Raw genomic sequence first — 15,176 nt, 5'->3', positions numbered from 1 at the left:
GTTGCGGGCCTCATTCGATGCAGCCTGCGGCACGTAGCTCCGCGATCTGCTGTGCGGGAAAGCCGGCTTCGCCGAGGATCGCGTCGGTGTCGGTCGTGCTGGACGGCGTCACCCGATGTGGCGGCTGGCGGCGCTCGCTGCCGGCGAGGATCGGGCCGAGCTGCTCGAAGGTGCCGTGCTGCGGGTGGTCGGCCTGCATGAAGGCATTGCGTGCCCGCAGCTGCGGATGCGCCGTCACCTCCGGAATCGACAGCACCGGCGCGACGCAGGTGTCCGCACCGGCGAGCAGCGCGACCCATTCGTCGCGGCGGCGGGTGAGGAAACGTTGCGCGAACGCGGTGCGCATGTCGTCCTGCTTGTCGGCGTCGTACTGATGCGCGGCAAAGGCCTCGAGATCGAGCAGTCGGCACAGGTTGCGGAAAAAGTGTGCTTCGATCGCACCGACCGACAGATGCTTGCCGTCGCTGGTCGTATACACGCCGTACCAGGCGTATTTGCCAGTCAAAATGCCGGAGCCGGGCTGTGTGTCCTCGCCGGTCGCCAGGTACTGGTCGAGATACAGCGACATCAGATTGAGCATGCCGTCGGTGATCGCGACGTCGAGGTAGGCCCCTTCGCCATTCCGGTCGCGGCGCAGCAGCGCGGCGAGGATGGACATCGCCGCCTGCATGCCGCCGCCTGCGCCATCGGCGACGGTCGCGCCGGGCATCGCGGGGCGGCCCGCGGCGTCGCGTCCGCTGCAGGCGAGAAACCCCGACATCGCGAGGTAGTTGATGTCGTGGCCGACCCACTGCGCCGCGGGGCCATCCTGGCCGTAGCCGCTGGTCGAGCAATAGACGAGCTTCGGATTGCGCGCAGCGAGCTCCGCGTAACCAACGCCCAGACGCGCCGCGACGCCCGGACGGTAGCTCTCGATGACGACGTCGACCTTCGCCGCGAGGCGCTGGATCACGTCACGCCCGGCGTCGGACTTCAGGTCGACGCGCAGCCGGCGCGTGCCGCGGCCGGCGCCGTACGCATGGAACACCGGATCGACCTGTTTGCTGCCCTTCGCCGCCACCGGCGCGACCTTGATGATCTGCATGCCGAAGTCGGCGAGGATGCGCGAGGCGCGCGCGGCCGGGCCGACGCTGGCGAGATCGAGGACGGAGAAACCTTCGAGGAACGTCATCGCGATGGCCGCCGTCAGAAATTCTTCGGCAGATCGAGCTTGCGCTTCGCGATGATGTTCTTCTGAACCTCGGACGAGCCCCCGCCGATGGTATCGATTACCGTGTACGTGTAGCAGCTTTCCGCGCGCCCTTTCAGCGGCGCGTCCGCGGTGCCGAGCGCGAGCTGGGCGCCGGGGCCGACGATGTCCATCGTCGCGTCGGCGATCCGGCGCGACAGTTCGGTCGCATACAGCTTGTATTCGGAAGCTTCGATCGTCGGCGTCTTGTTGCTGTTCAGCGCCGCATCGACGAACTTCACGCCGAGCACGCGCGCGACTTCGCATTCGGTCGCGAGCTGGGCCACTTTCTGGCGGATCACCGGATCGTCCTTCAGCGGCTTGCCGTCGCGCGTCGCCGTCCTGACGTAATCGCACAGCAGTTCGACGCGGCCGCGGATCGGCGCAAAGGTGAACATGCTGAAACGCTCGATGTCCAGCGCCTCGGCGATGTACTGGAAACCCTTGTTCAGCTCGCCGACGCGGTAGTCGTCATGCACGAAGACGTTGTCGAAGAACACCGCGTTGGTGCGCTCGTTGCCCATCGTGTACATCGGGTGGATCGTCAGGCCGGGGTCGTCCATGCGCACCAGGAACAGCGTGATGCCGTGATGCTTCGGCGCATTCGGATCGGTGCGCGCGCCGACCCAGTACCAGTCGGCGAAGTGCGCCGAAGTGGTGAACACCTTCTGGCCGTTCAGCATCCAGCCGTCGCCGTGGCGCTCGGCTTTCAGGCGCATCGCCGCGGCATCGGAGCCGGCGGAGGGTTCCGAATAGCCGACCGCGAATTCGATCTTCGCGTCGAGGATTTGCGGCAGGAATTCCCGCTTGAGCTTTTCCGAGCCGACGTTGATCAGCGTCTTGCCGATAATGCCGACGCCCTTGCCGATCTGCGGCGCGCCGACCGAGGAGAGTTTCTCGTTCAGCAGATACTCGTAAAAACCTTCGCCCTCCTGGCCGCCATATTCCTTCGGCCAGGTAATGCCTAGCCAACCCTTTTCGGCGACCTTTTTCATGAAGGCGCGACGCTCAGGGGTGTCGCACACCTGCGCCATGTTTTCGCGCGTCACGTCCATGACGTTCGGATCGTGATTTTCCGTGAGGAATTGGCCGACTTCGCGCAGGAATTCGCGTTCTTTTTCGGAAAACTCAAAGTCCATTACTGCCCCCGATTCAGGTATTGAGGAAATCGGCATGCAAATCCGCCATTGCCGGCGGCGGCCGATTCGTTGGATTGATTCTATCGGCGGGTATTCGGCTGTGCGGGCCGGCGGCAGTTCGGAAGTGGACGGAGGAATGTCAGAAAAGGCCAGTACGCGCATTCGCAGTGTCTGACGGCACATCATTCACGGGTCGTAACGGCGCGTCAGCCCTGACTTCGCGGCTGGCCGGAAATGAATTGGCAAAGGCCCGATCAGAGCCGCCGCTGGCGGGGCCGGAATGCAAACGCTCAATTAGACTCCTCTCAAGGATCAGCGTCCGGCCGAACCGGATTCGCATTCGGGTTATCCCGATAAAGAACACTGCGAGGCCATCGCGGCGCGCAAATCATCGAATTCCAATTCGGCGCGCAATTCCGGACAGGGTTTTGTCAATTCGTTGCATTGATCAAGGAGTCCTCACTATGACGATCGTGCTGTGTTCATGGGGTGATGCCATCGACGGCGGAACCGAAGAGGCGCTGACGCTGGCGCGCAAGCTCGCGACGGCGAGCGCTGCGGCCTTGCGCTGGCTGGTCGTCGGCAAGGCGGCAGAGGCCGCCGGCACCATCGCCGCGAAGTACGGGGTAAGCACCCTCGATATGCTCGGTGATGCCAATACCGGCGAAAATATCGGCGCAAAGGGGCCCGATGCGCTGGTCGCCGCGCTCGCGGAGTACTGCGAACAGACGCAGCCGCGCACGATCCTGTTCAACCAGAGCGCCGAGTCGCGCGTGATCGCTGCCCGCTTGGCCGGTCGGATCGGCGTGCCGGTGGTCGCTAACGTGTTCGATCTCGAACCAGCCGGCGCCGGACTGCAGGTCAGCGCAACCGCGTTTGGCGGCGACACCCATGTCGTGTATCAGGTGGCGGCGCCGGTCAGCGTGATGTCGCTCGCCACGACCTCGATCCTCGCGGTGCCCGCCGATGTGCCGAGCACGCCGGAACGGCGCCGCATCGCGCTGAAAGGGGCGGCGGTCGCGGAGCGCTTCGCGGTGCTGTCGTCGCCGCAGCTCAGCGAGTCGCGCCTGGAAGATGCAGAAATCATCGTGTCCGGTGGGCGTGGGCTTGGCAGCAAGCAGAATTTCGAACTGGTCAAGGAGGTGGCGTCAGCGCTAGGCGGCATGTGGGGCGGTTCGCGCGCCATCGTTGATGACGGCTGGATCGAGTCCTCGCATCAGGTAGGCCTCACCGGCAAGATCACGCGCCCGGCGCTGTATGTCGCGGTCGGCATTTCCGGTGCCAGCCAGCACATGGCGGGCTGCTCGGCGGCGAAAACGATCATCGCGATCAACAAGGATCCGGATGCGTCAATCTTTCGCTACGCCCGCTACGGCGTCGTTGGCGATTGCCTGGAAATCCTGCCCGAACTGATCAAGGCCGCAAGGGCCTGAAGGAGCACGCAAACGATGAGCCAACAACGCGAACCCGCAGTCGCCGGGCTGTTCTCGGAAGAGGACGGCGTGCGCCTGCACGGGGCGAAATGCACCACCTGCAACACGCCCTATTTCCCGAAGGCGGCGCATTGCCGCAATCCGGACTGCGACGAATCGAAGATCGAGCCGTGCAGCTTCGGCGGCGGCGGCGTGCTGTGGAGCTACTCGGTCGCCGACTTCCCGCCGCCCGCGCCACACAAGTATGACAAGCCCTTCGTGCCCTATGTGATCGGCGTCGTCGATATGGACAACGGCCTGCGTCTGGTCGGGCAGATGGCCGACGGCCTCGAAGCGATGCGCATTGGCGCGCGGGTCGAACTGGCCATCGAATCCATCTATCACGAAGCCGGGAAAGCCTTCACGTCCTGGAAATTCAAACTGCTTTGAAGACGGCGAGGAAAACATGCAAGAAGTAGTCGTTTTGGGAGTGGGCCTGCACCGCTTCGGCAAGACCGGGGATGGCGTCGTCGGCGAGAAATCGGTGACCGAGCTGTGCCGCCACGCGGTAGACAGGGCGCTGAAGGATGCCGGGGTGTCGTGGAAACAGATACAGGCTGTGGCCGCGGCGAGTTCGCGCTTTTCCGGCGGTAAAGGCTGGGGTTTGAACGGCAACGACGTTGTCGAGGATCTCGGCTGTACCGGGATTCCGGTCTACAACCTGTCGGCCGGCTGCGCCGCCGGCGGCAATGCGTTCAACATCGGCTATTCGCTGGTCGCCGGCGGCATCCACGATCTGGTGCTGGTGGTCGGCGGCGAAGTGATGCCCAAGGGCATGATCCAGACTTCCGGTGTCGAGGACGCGAACGACCCCGAATTCCTGCGCCAGCGCTGTGTCGGCATGCCCGGGCCGTCGTTCTGGGCGACGCTCGCGCGGCGGCGGATGTTCGATTACGGCACGACCGAGGAACAGATGGCCAAGGTCACCGTCAAGGCGCGCAAGTGTTCCGAGAGCAACCCGTACGCGCGCTTCCAGAAAGCGGTTTCGCTCGACGAGGTGCTCGCGTCGCCCTATGTCAGCAATCCGCTGCGCCTGTTCGAGATCTGCCCGGTGTCGAACGGCGCGGCAGCGGCGGTGATCTGCTCGAAGGCGATGGCGCGGCGCTTCACCTCGCAGCCGATCACCGTCGCGTCGAGTGCGGTCGCGACGATCCGCTTCGACGATGCGCTGCCGCGCAGCCTCGCGAACCCGGTGCCGTCCGGGGCGAGCTTCCACACCGAGGCGAAGGCCGCGGTGATGAAGGCCTTCGAGATGTCCAGCATCGGCCCGCGAGACATCAGCTTTACCGAATTGCAGGACAACACCTGCTACTACGAACTCGCCTTCCCCGAAGAATGGGGCCTGTGCGAACCGGGCGAAGCCGAGCGCCTGCTCGAAGCCGGCGAGACCGCACCGACCGGCCGCATGCCGATCAACCCGTCAGGCGGCTTCGTGTCCTTCGGCGAGGCGACGACCGCGATGGGGGTGTTCCAGATTGCCGAACTGACCTGGCAACTGCGCGGCCAGAGCGGCGGCCGTCAGGTGCCGGGGGCGAAAGTGGGGCTCGCGCAGACCAACGGTCTGGGAGGCAACGCGACCGCGGCGATCCTGAAGCGCTAGTTTTTAACCCTTGCCGGGCGATGACCCATGTCCACGATATCCGCGACCGACTACGCAATCCTGACAGTGCTGTTGTGCGCCGCGCTGTTCAGCCTGTTCCTCGGCTTGAAAGGGCGTGCGGCGCTCATCGCCGTCGGCAAGCCGATGGCTGGCAGTACTGCCGCGACCGCCGATGAGACCAGGGGATGGCGACAGCGGCTCAACCTGCCGGCATTGTTCTGGCGCGGCCTGCTCACGTCGCGCCTGAAAAAGCGGCTTGCCGCCGGGCTGGCGCACGGCCTGATGTTCGGCGGTGCGCTGGTCGCGATTTTCGGCCATGCCGTGTTCGCGTTGAGCTTCGCCGGCGTGCCGGTGTATCAGGGACGTTTCGGCTTCCTGGTGATGGAACTGGGGCGCGAGCTTGCCGGCATCCTGATGTTCGCCGGCGTGCTGTTCTTCCTCGTGCGGCGATTGATGCGGCTCGAGCGGCTCGCGGTCGGACGCATGCGTCCGGGTTTCGTGGCGGTCGAGCTGCTGTTCCTGCTGGTCATCGTCGCCGGTTTCGTCGCCGAAGCGTTCCGCTTGGTGGACCCGGCCGTGACGAGCCGCGGCGAGTTTCTCGGGCTCGCACTCGCCGATGGGCTGCGCCATGTCGATGCTGCCGTGCACGATGGTGGCGCGCAGGCTGTTTGGTGGCTGCACGGCCTGCTGGGCGTCGCCTTCATCGGCCTGATCGCGCACACGCCGCTGTCGCACATGCTGATCGGGCCGGCGAATTCGGCACTCGCCCACCGCCGCTCCGGTATCAATCTCCCGGCGATCGACTTCGACGCCGAACCCGAGGACGGCAAGGAATTCACCTTCGGCGCCGCGAAGCTCGCCGACCTCAGCCGCAAAAACCTGCTCGATTTCTCGGCCTGCCTGTGGTGTGGCCGCTGTCACGAAGTCTGCCCGGCGGCGCAGACCGGCAAGGCCCTGTCGCCGAAGCAGGTGATGGTGACCTGCGCTGGTTATCTGGGCGAAAAGCGCTTCGACGATGTCTCGCTGATCGATGCGGTCGGTATGGAGGCCGTGTTCGACTGCACTACTTGCGGCGCCTGCGTCGAGGAATGCCCGGTCAGCAACAGCCCGGCTGAAACGATTCTGGAATTCCGTCGTCATTTCGTCATGGACCGTTCCGAAATGCCGGACACACTGGCGATGGCCAACCGCAACCTGGAGTCGCGCGGCCACCCCTTCGTCGGCACCGCGGCAAACCCCGACGACTGGCGCGAAGGGCTGGACGTGCCATTCTTCGAGCCCGGCAAGACCGAATACCTGCTGTGGATCGGCTGTTCGGTGGCCTACGAGGAACGCGCGCAGGAAGTCGCCCGCGCGATGCTCAGGATTCTCGATACCGCTGGCGTTTCCTACGGCATCCTCGAAGAATCGCGCTGCACCGGCGACCCGGCGAAGATGGCCGGCAACGAGATGCAGTTCGTCGAAATTGCGCAGGCCAACATCGAGGATTTCAAGGAACGGCAGATCCAGAAAGTCATCACGATGTGCGCGCACTGCTTCAACAGCTTCGACCGTTACTACCCGGAACTGGGCGCCGACTGGCAGACGATCCCGCATTCGGTCTTGATCGACCAGTTGATCGCCGACGGTCGGCTCGTCGTCGTGCGCGATGAGGCCGAGAAGATCACCTTCCACGATCCGTGTTATCTCGCGCGCCACAACGACATTGTCGACGAACCGCGCAAGGCGCTGTCCGCAGTCGGCCAGCTGATCGAAATGCCTCGCAACCGCAAGGAAAGCTTCTGCTGCGGTGCGGGCGGCGGCAACTACTGGGGAGGGAAGGGCGGCACCGCGCGGATCAATGACGTGCGCCTGCAGGAAGCTATCGATACTGGCGCCGGCAAGATCGCGACCTCATGCTCGTTCTGCCTGCTGATGCTGACTTCCAGTGAATCGAAGCATGGCCCGGAGCGCCGGGTGTTCGACATCGCCGAACTTGTGGTGGCCGCGTTGCCGGGTGAGGGCGCGCGCCTTTCATAGTCCGCATTGACGATGATTTGCACCTGCATGGTCGGCGATGATCCGGATCAGTCCGGGCACGCGCGCCATGCGGAGCGGGTTGTTGGCGCCAGCCCCCATCGACCATTCCAGAGGTGAAGAGTGACGGCAAATGTTCAGAATCAGACCGAATTCGACGTCATCGTCGTGGGTTCCGGAGCAGGAGCGCTCGCGTCGGCGGTGGTCGCGGCGGACCATGGTCTGTCGGTCCTGGTCGTCGAGAAGAGCGACAAGTATGGCGGGACCTCGGCGATTTCCGGCGGCGGCATCTGGATTCCGAACAATCACCATTTCGCTGCGAAGGGTGGCAAGGACAGCTACGACAAGGCCCTGCAATACCTGAAAGTGGCGACCGGCGGCTGTGTTTCGGAAGTGCGCCTGCGGGCGTATCTCGACAACGCGCCAAAGATGATCAAGCACCTCGAAACGAAAAGCCGCGTGCGCTACGCGGTCGCCGAAAAATACCCCGACTATTACCCGCATCTGCCCGGCTCGCTCTCCGGCGGGCGCACGCTCGATCCCGAACTGTTCGACACCAGCGTGCTCGGCGATGAATTGCCGACGCTGCGCCAGGGTGCGCCGTCGAACCTGCTGATGGGCAGGATTGCGTGGACCGCGCGCCAGGCGCACAAGGCGATGTCGCGGGAGTTCGGCTGGCGGTTCATGGTAATGGGCCTGATGCTGCGCTACAAACTGGATTTTTCATGGCGTCGCAAGTCGCGGTACGACCGTCGGGCAGCGCTGGGCACGGCGCTGATCGCGTCGCTGCGCCGCTCCCTGCAGGACCGCAAGGTGCCCCTGTGGCTCAACACCGACTTTCGCGAACTGGTCGTCGAAGGCGGGCGAGTGTGCGGTGCGCGAGTGCGTTGCGACGGTCGGGAGAGGGTGCTGACTGCGCGCCGCGGGGTGATCTTCGGTTCCGGTGGCTTCGAGCAGAACCAAACGCTGCGCGACAAATACCTGCCGAAACCGACACGGGCTGACTGGAGTGCGACGCCTCCGGGCAACAACACCGGCGCTGCGCTGGAAGCCGGCGTCGCGATCGGCGCCGCGACCGATCTGCTCGAACGCGCTTGGTGGGCGCCGACGATCCGCGTCCCAAAAGAGGAAAAACCGCGCGGCGTATTTGCCGAGCGCGCGTTCCCCGGGGCGATCGTCGTCAATGCCCTCGGCAAGCGCTTCGTCAACGAAGCCGCGCCCTACCTCGAATTCGTCGATGCGATGTATCGGGATCAGCAGGCCAGCGGAGGCAAATCGATTCCGGCCTGGGTGATCTTCGACGCCCATTTCCGCTTCCACTACGCAATGGGACCGCTGATGCCGGCGCAAATCATGCCCGACAGCCGGCTGAAGAAGGAATGGCTCAATACCGTGTACTGGAAAGGATCAACCCTTGCCGAACTCGCGGGGCAGATCGGCGTCGATGCCAAAGGTCTTGAAGCCACGGCGCACAAGGTCAATGAGTACGCCAGGACTGGCGTCGATAGCGATTTCGCCCGCGGTGGCAACGTGTTCGACCGCTATTACGGCGACACCAACGTCAAACCCAATCCCTGCCTCGCACCGATCGCGAAGGGGCCGTTCTACGCCCTGCGGCTCGATGCCGGCGACATCGGCACGAAGGGCGGCCTGCTGACCAACGAGCACGCGCAGGTGGTGCGCGAGGACGGCAAGCCGATTTCCGGGTTGTATGCAATCGGCAATTGTTCGGCCGCAGTGATGGGGACTGGCTATCCCGGTGCCGGCTCGACAATCGGCCCGGCAATGACTTTCGGCTACATCGCGGCGAACCACATCGCCGCCGGCCAATAAGGACGCAAGCATGCAAGTGCAGCAAAACGCGGTGACGATCCCCGCACTCGTGTTCGACGCCGCGCAACGCCACAGCGGGCGCATCGCAATCGAGGAAGACGGCCAGCGCATCGGCTACGCGGAACTGCCCGGGCTTGCGCTGGCGGTGTCGCGCGCGCTGCTCGCCCACGGCATCGAAGCCGGGGACCGCGTTGCGATCTGGGCGCCGAACGGCGTCGAATGGATTCTCGCAGCGCTCGGAGTGCATTGCGCCGGCGCGGTGATGGTGCCGATCAATACCCGTATGAAGGGCACCGAGGCGGCCGACATCCTCGCCCGCAGCCGTACGCGGCTACTGTTCGTTGTCGGCGAATTCCTGGGCGTCGATTACTTGGCGATGCTCGCCCCGCATCGCCCGGCTACCCTGGAGCGGGTCGTCGTGCTGTCCGGCCCTAAGCCGCCGCGCGCGGGCGACCTCGATTGGGACACCTTCCTCGCGACCGGTGCGGCGGTGGCCGAAGCCGCAGCCCGCGCCCGCGCCAACGCCGTGCGCCCCGACGACCTCTCCGACCTGATGTTCACCTCGGGCACCACCGGCAAGCCCAAGGGCGTGATGAGCGCGCACGGGCAATGCGTGCGCGCGTTCAGCGAATACGTCCGCGTCATCGGCCTCGTCGCTGGCGACCGCTACCTGATCGTCAATCCCTTTTTCCACGCCTTCGGTTACAAGGCCGGCTGGCTCACCTGCCTGATCGCCGGCGCGACGATCCTGCCGCATCCGGTATTCGACGCCGAAGCGGTGTTCCGCCGCATCGAGGCCGACCGCATCACCGTGCTGCCCGGCCCGCCGACGCTGTACCTGTCGATGCTCGCGCATCCGCGGCTTGCCGAAAGCGATCTTAGCAGCCTGCGCATCGCCGTCACCGGCGCGGCGACGATCCCGCCGGTGCTGATCGAGCGCATGCGTCGCGAACTCGGCTTCGAGGTCGTCACCACCGCCTACGGTCTCACCGAATGCGGCGGCCTCGCGACGATCTGCGACCCGTCCGACGACGCCGAAACCGTCGCCAGCACCAGCGGCCGCGCGATTCCCGGCACCAAAGTGCGCATCATCGATGCCGACAACCGGCCTCTGCCGGCGGGGGAGGCGGGCGAGATCTGCCTGCGCGGCTTCCACGTCATGAAAGGCTACTTCGAGGACCCGAAAGCCACCGCCGAAACCATCGACGCCGACGGCTGGCTGCACACCGGCGACGTCGGCACGCTCGACGCGCATGGCTACCTGCGCATCACCGACCGTCTCAAGGACATGTTCATCGTCGGCGGCTTCAACTGCTATCCCGCCGAAATCGAGGCCGCACTGACCGAGCACCCGGCGATCGCCCAGGTTGCCGTCATCGGCGTACCCGACGAACGCATGGGCGAAGTCGGTTGCGCGTGCGTCGTGCTGCGCCCTGGCCAGCGACTCGACGAACCGGGCCTGATTGCGTGGTCGCGCGAGCGCATGGCGAACTACAAAGTGCCGCGCTTCGTCCGCTTCTTCGGCGCGCTGCCCGTCAACGCGTCGAACAAGGTAATGAAGAACGAACTGCGGGCGATGAGCGTGGGCTGAGCGCCACGCCGGATCAGCGTCCCTCGAACCTCGGAGGACGCTTCTCGATGAACGCCTGCATGCCTTCCTGCTGGTCGCGCGAGGCGAACAGCAGGGCGTTGGCCTTGCGTTCGAGCGCGAGCGCTGTTTCGAGCGAGGCGTCGATGCCGGCAATGATGACTTCCTTGATCTGTTCGGCGGCGAGCGGCGGCATCGCGGCGATCGTGCGGGCGAGTTCGAGTGCGGTGGCGAGCACGCGGTCGTCAGCGACGAGGTCGCTCACCAAGCCGGCGACCCAGGCGTCGTGCGCAGTGATCGGCTGGCCGGTCAGCGCCATGCGCATCGCCTTGACCTTGCCGACGGCGCGCACGAGACGCTGTGTACCGCCGATGCCGGGCATGATGCCGATGCGGATCTCGGGCTGGCAGAAGCGCGCGCTTTCGCCGGCGACGATGAGGTCGGCGAGCATCGCCAGTTCGCAGCCGCCGCCATATGCATAGCCGCACACCGCGGCGATCACCGGTTTCGGGCAGTGCTGGATCGGCGCCCACACCCGCTCGGTGTGGCGCCGGTAGATGTCGATCGGGCCGACGCTGGCCATGCTGTTGATGTCGCCGCCCGCGGCGAACACCTTGTCGCCGCCGGTGAGCACGATGCAGCGCACTGTCGGGTCGACCGCCAGATCGGTGAAGTGCTGCGACAGCAACGCCTGCAGTTCGAGACTCAGCGCATTCGTCGCCTGCGGCCGGTTCAGGCGCAACACGACGATGCCGTCTTCTGGCCGCTCGAGCAGCACTGGCGGGGCGTTATTTTCAGACACGGCTTCAGGCATGTGTTTCCTCGTGGCTGCGCGCGGCGGGATACCGGATTGGAGACGAATGTTCCGCTGCGGTAATGCGCGCCTCATCGTCCGTTCAGACGACGAAGGGCCTCCGCCCCCCGATTAAAGTGCAAGCAAGGCGGTAATCAGGAGAGCGCGGTGGAAATTCAGTCAGGCCTCGATTACGAGGGAAAGGTGGTGCTCGTCACCGGCGGGGCGAAGGGAGTCGGTCTGGGGATTACCCGCAGCTTTCTCGCGGCCGGTGCGCGCGTCATCGTGTGCGGGCGCAATGCGCCGGAAACCGTGCCCGAGGCGGGCAGTAGACGGGCGGAATTCGTTGCCGCCGACGTGCGCGATACCGAATCGCTGCAGGCGCTGTTCGCGACGATCAGCGAGCGCCACGGCCGGCTCGACGTGGTGGTGAACAATGCCGGGGGTGCGCCGTTCGCACTGGCCGCAACCGCATCGCCGCGCTTTCATGAAGGCATCCTGCGGCTCAACCTGATCGCACCGCTGAATGTCGCGCAGCAGGCCAACGCGATGATGCAGGAGCAGGACGGGGGCGGCGTCATCGTCTTCATCGGCAGCATCAGCGCATTGCGCGCCTCGCCTGGAACGGCCGCGTACGGCGCCGCGAAGGCCGGGGTGCTGGCGCTGGCGCAGTCGCTCGCGGTCGAGTGGGCGCCGAAGGTGCGCGTGGTCGCGGTGAGTCCCGGCCTCGTGAATACCGAGCAGTCGCACCTCCACTACGGCGACGAGGCCGGCGTTGCCGCGGTCGGCGCGACGATTCCGGCGGGGCGCCTCGCCCAGCCCGAGGAGATCGGCACTGCCTGCGTCTTTATCGCCTCGCCGCTCGCCGCCTATGCGAGCGGCTGCAACCTGTTGCTGCACGGCGGCGGGGAACGCCCCGCGTTCCTGGCTGCGGGCGCAGCCCAGGTCTGAGCCGACCGAACAACCGAAACCAAGCAGGAGACGAAATTGGCCGAACAGGATTGGATGTCCGAAGTGCGTGCGATGGTGGGGCGCGAGTACGGTCGCGTCTGCGCGTGGGACGAAGTGAATGCGCCGATGATCCGCCAGTGGTGCGAGATGATGGGCGTCGATAACCCGCTCTACACCGATGCCGCGTATGCCGCGAGCACCGAGTACGGCGCGATCGTGTCGCCGCCGGCGATGCTGCAGGCGTGGTGCCTGGAAGGCCTGCACCCGAACAACTACCCGCCGGGCTCGACGACGGAGAACCCGTACGAGGTGCTGCGGCTGCTCGAGTCGCACGGATTCAAGTCGGTCGTCGCGGTGAATTCGGACCTGAGCTTCGAGCGCTACGTGAAGGTCGGCGAGCGCCTGTACTACACGACGCGGCTCGACGCGGTCGGCGAGGAAAAGACCACGGCGCTCGGCACGGGCTTCTTCGTCACGCTGATCATGAGCTTCTTCTCGGAGAAGCCGACCGGCGACGAGAAAGTCGGGGAACTGCTGTTCCGCGTCTTCAAGTTCCGCCCCGCGAATGTCCAGGCGGCGGAAGCGCCCAAGGTCGAGATGGTGCAGAAGATCAAGCGCCCGAAGCCCGGCGTCAGCGACGACACGCGCTTCTTCTGGGACGGCGTCGCCGCCGGCAAGCTCCTGATCCAGCGCTGCAAAAGCTGCGGCACCCTGCGCCATCCGCCCGGCCCGGTGTGCGTCAAGTGCCATTCCTTCGAGTGGGACACCGTCGAAGCGAGCGGGGCAGGGAGCATCCATTCCTTCGTCGTGATGCATTACCCCGAAGTGCCGCCCTTCGACCACCCCAACCCCGTCGGCCTGATCGAGCTCGACGAGGGCGTGCGCCTCGTCGCCGGCCTCGTCGGCGCCAAGCGCAACGAAATCGCGATCGGTCAGCGCGTGCAGGTCGAGTTCCAGTCCTTCGACGACGGCGAACTCACGCTGCCGCTGTTCCGGCCGGTGGCACCGTAAGGGAGCGGTCTCATGGACTTTGAATTCAGCGACGATCAGCGCGCCATCGCCGAAATGGCGGGCAGCCTGTTCGCGGACCACTGCACCGACGAGCGCCTGCGCGCGTTCGATGGCGCGGGCAAGCCGTTCATGCAGGACCTGTGGGGCAAGTGCGTTGAAACCGGACTGCACGCGCTGGCGATTCCCGAGGAATGCGGCGGCAGCGGGCTGGGGATGACCGAACTGATGGGGGTGCTCGAAGCGCAGGGGCGCGCGCTCGGCCAGGTGCCGCTGTGGCGCCATCAGCTCGCGGCGGCGACGCTGGCGCGATTCGGCGGGGATGCGTGCGCCGACGTCGTCGGCGCAGCGGCCGACAGCCGCATGCTGCTGACGCTGTCGCTCGATGCCGTGGCAGCACCGGCAGGCGTGATGCTCGACGCCCAACGCACCGATGGCGGCTGGCGTCTCGCCGGCAAGGTCGCGGCCGTCCCGCTGGGGGCGGACGTATGCCAGGCGCTGTTGCTGGCGAACACGCCCGACGGCACGCGCCTGGTCCTGGTCGACCTGCGCGCGAACGGCATCGAAAAGACCGCCGGCGTTCTTACGCATGGCGAGGCGGTCGCAGACCTGTTCCTCGATGGCGTGAGCGTCGCAGCAGGCGCGGTGCTGCCCGAACAGGCCGGCGAATGGCTTGAGACGCGTTCCATTGCGGCCCTCGCGGCGCTGCAGCTCGGCGTCAGCCGCGAGCAGATCCGGCGCACCGTGGCCTACGTCTCCGAGCGCGTCCAGTTCGACCGCTCGATCGGCAGCTTCCAGGCGGTGCAGATGAGCATGGCCGACGCGCACATCGCCGTCGAGGCCCTGCGTTCGGCGCTGTGGCAGCTGTGCTATCGCCTCGACGCGGGCCTGCCCGCGCGTCCCGAGGCGCTGGCGACGAAATACCTCGCGTGCGAGACGGGACACATCGTCGGCCACAAGGCGCAACACGTGCATGGCGGCATCGGCGTCGATCTCACCTATCCGATCCACCGCTACCTCTACTGGAGCCGCGCGCTGGGCATCACGCTCGGCGGGGCCGCTGCGACGCTCGAGCGCCTCGGCGACTGGCTCGCGAACAACGACAAGCTGGGATGGAAATATGACCTCGAAGAAAACCAGACGCTTTGAAGACGTGCGCCCCGGCGAAGCGCTGCCGGAACTGGCGATCCCGATCACCGTCCCGCTGATTGCCGGCGGCGCGATCGCGACGCGCGACTACTTCCCCGGCCATCACGATGCCGAGGCCGCACGCGCGCTCGGCTCGCCGCACATCTTCATGAACATCCTCACGACCAGCGGCCTCGTGCAGCGCTACGCCGAAAGCTGGGCCGGACCCGGGGCGCGCTTCGGCGCGCTGAAGATCAAGCTCGGCGCGCCGAACTATCCCGGCGACACGATGACCTTCAGCGGCGAGGTGAGCGTCTGCGATGCCGACAGGCGCAGCGTCGAAATCACGTTGAAGGGCAAGAACTCGATGGGAAACCACGTGACCGGAACGGTCGCGCTGGTGCTGCCCTGATACGCGGA

General features: G+C 65.8%; 13 protein-coding genes. 10 read left to right on the top strand and 3 right to left on the bottom strand.

Going from position 1 to position 15,176, the window contains the following annotated elements; genetic code table 11:
- Positions 1 to 10: 10 nt before the first annotated feature.
- Together GO606_RS14705 and GO606_RS14700 are read right to left on the bottom strand one after the other, a co-directional pair.
- Positions 11 to 1,171, bottom strand: coding sequence for a CaiB/BaiF CoA transferase family protein (locus GO606_RS14705; protein WP_169118527.1), 1,161 nt, complete (start codon positions 1,169 to 1,171; stop codon positions 11 to 13).
- 14 nt (positions 1,172 to 1,185) lie between these two features.
- Positions 1,186 to 2,367, bottom strand: coding sequence for an acyl-CoA dehydrogenase family protein (locus GO606_RS14700; RefSeq protein WP_169118526.1), 1,182 nt, complete (start codon positions 2,365 to 2,367; stop codon positions 1,186 to 1,188).
- A 239-nt stretch (positions 2,368 to 2,606) separates the two neighbouring features.
- On the opposite strand from GO606_RS14700, the gene GO606_RS14695 reads away from it, so the two are divergent.
- The 6 genes from GO606_RS14695 (at position 2,607) to GO606_RS14670 (ending at position 10,879) form a co-directional block, all read left to right on the top strand.
- Complete coding sequence (locus tag GO606_RS14695; protein WP_169118525.1) at positions 2,607 to 3,800, top strand: electron transfer flavoprotein subunit alpha/FixB family protein; 1,194 nt, start codon at positions 2,607 to 2,609, stop codon at positions 3,798 to 3,800.
- A gap of 15 nt (positions 3,801 to 3,815) precedes the next feature.
- On the top strand, positions 3,816 to 4,229 hold the full coding sequence (locus tag GO606_RS14690) for a Zn-ribbon domain-containing OB-fold protein (protein WP_169118524.1): 414 nt from the start codon (positions 3,816 to 3,818) through the stop codon (positions 4,227 to 4,229).
- Between the two features lie 16 nt (positions 4,230 to 4,245).
- Positions 4,246 to 5,439: a thiolase C-terminal domain-containing protein gene (locus tag GO606_RS14685; protein WP_169118523.1), complete on the top strand. Its 1,194-nt coding sequence runs from the start codon at positions 4,246 to 4,248 to the stop codon at positions 5,437 to 5,439.
- 27 nt (positions 5,440 to 5,466) lie between these two features.
- Complete coding sequence (locus GO606_RS14680) at positions 5,467 to 7,458, top strand: (Fe-S)-binding protein (RefSeq protein ID WP_169118522.1); 1,992 nt, start codon at positions 5,467 to 5,469, stop codon at positions 7,456 to 7,458.
- A gap of 120 nt (positions 7,459 to 7,578) precedes the next feature.
- Complete coding sequence (locus GO606_RS14675; RefSeq protein WP_169118521.1) at positions 7,579 to 9,288, top strand: FAD-binding protein; 1,710 nt, start codon at positions 7,579 to 7,581, stop codon at positions 9,286 to 9,288.
- A gap of 10 nt (positions 9,289 to 9,298) precedes the next feature.
- The gene (locus tag GO606_RS14670; RefSeq protein WP_169118520.1) at positions 9,299 to 10,879 is read left to right on the top strand and encodes a FadD3 family acyl-CoA ligase; all 1,581 of its coding nucleotides are present in this window, start codon (positions 9,299 to 9,301) and stop codon (positions 10,877 to 10,879) included.
- A gap of 13 nt (positions 10,880 to 10,892) precedes the next feature.
- Here the strand turns inward: GO606_RS14670 and GO606_RS14665 are convergent, their stop codons facing one another.
- Entirely contained in the window at positions 10,893 to 11,690 is a 798-nt protein-coding gene (locus tag GO606_RS14665; protein WP_169118519.1) for an enoyl-CoA hydratase, read from the bottom strand.
- Between the two features lie 147 nt (positions 11,691 to 11,837).
- On the opposite strand from GO606_RS14665, the gene GO606_RS14660 reads away from it, so the two are divergent.
- Genes GO606_RS14660 through GO606_RS14645 form a run of 4 tightly spaced genes read left to right on the top strand, consistent with a single transcriptional unit; the run spans position 11,838 to position 15,168 of the window.
- Positions 11,838 to 12,620 carry an SDR family oxidoreductase gene (locus GO606_RS14660; protein WP_169118518.1) on the top strand — a complete coding sequence of 261 codons (783 nt, stop codon included), beginning with the start codon at positions 11,838 to 11,840 and terminating at the stop codon, positions 12,618 to 12,620.
- 36 nt (positions 12,621 to 12,656) lie between these two features.
- Positions 12,657 to 13,631 (top strand): bifunctional MaoC family dehydratase N-terminal/OB-fold nucleic acid binding domain-containing protein, encoded by a 975-nt coding sequence (locus GO606_RS14655; RefSeq protein WP_246979614.1) that lies wholly within the window; start codon positions 12,657 to 12,659, stop codon positions 13,629 to 13,631.
- 12 nt (positions 13,632 to 13,643) lie between these two features.
- Positions 13,644 to 14,777 (top strand): acyl-CoA dehydrogenase family protein, encoded by a 1,134-nt coding sequence (locus GO606_RS14650; protein ID WP_169118517.1) that lies wholly within the window; start codon positions 13,644 to 13,646, stop codon positions 14,775 to 14,777.
- Positions 14,749 to 15,168, top strand: coding sequence for a MaoC family dehydratase (locus GO606_RS14645; RefSeq protein ID WP_169118516.1), 420 nt, complete (start codon positions 14,749 to 14,751; stop codon positions 15,166 to 15,168). Before GO606_RS14650 ends, GO606_RS14645 begins: the two co-directional genes overlap by 29 nt.
- Positions 15,169 to 15,176: the final 8 nt, after the last annotated feature.

It is taken from the genome of Aromatoleum anaerobium (assembly GCF_012910705.2).
Classification (GTDB): Bacteria; Pseudomonadota; Gammaproteobacteria; order Burkholderiales; family Rhodocyclaceae; genus Aromatoleum; species Aromatoleum anaerobium.
This window is presented reverse-complemented; position numbering and strand designations above follow the sequence as displayed.

What these genes read in the sequence shown, in the direction of transcription:
- GO606_RS14665 (WP_169118519.1), bottom strand. Translation starts at nt 11,690, where the DNA reads ATGCCTGAAGCCGTGTCTGAAAATAACGCCCCGCCAGTGCTGCTCGAG.
- GO606_RS14645 (WP_169118516.1), top strand. Translation starts at nt 14,749, where the DNA reads ATGACCTCGAAGAAAACCAGACGCTTTGAAGACGTGCGCCCCGGCGAA.
- GO606_RS14680 (WP_169118522.1), top strand. Translation starts at nt 5,467, where the DNA reads ATGTCCACGATATCCGCGACCGACTACGCAATCCTGACAGTGCTGTTG.
- GO606_RS14690 (WP_169118524.1), top strand. Translation starts at nt 3,816, where the DNA reads ATGAGCCAACAACGCGAACCCGCAGTCGCCGGGCTGTTCTCGGAAGAG.
- GO606_RS14670 (WP_169118520.1), top strand. Translation starts at nt 9,299, where the DNA reads ATGCAAGTGCAGCAAAACGCGGTGACGATCCCCGCACTCGTGTTCGAC.
- GO606_RS14650 (WP_169118517.1), top strand. Translation starts at nt 13,644, where the DNA reads ATGGACTTTGAATTCAGCGACGATCAGCGCGCCATCGCCGAAATGGCG.
- GO606_RS14685 (WP_169118523.1), top strand. Translation starts at nt 4,246, where the DNA reads ATGCAAGAAGTAGTCGTTTTGGGAGTGGGCCTGCACCGCTTCGGCAAG.
- GO606_RS14700 (WP_169118526.1), bottom strand. Translation starts at nt 2,367, where the DNA reads ATGGACTTTGAGTTTTCCGAAAAAGAACGCGAATTCCTGCGCGAAGTC.
- GO606_RS14705 (WP_169118527.1), bottom strand. Translation starts at nt 1,171, where the DNA reads ATGACGTTCCTCGAAGGTTTCTCCGTCCTCGATCTCGCCAGCGTCGGC.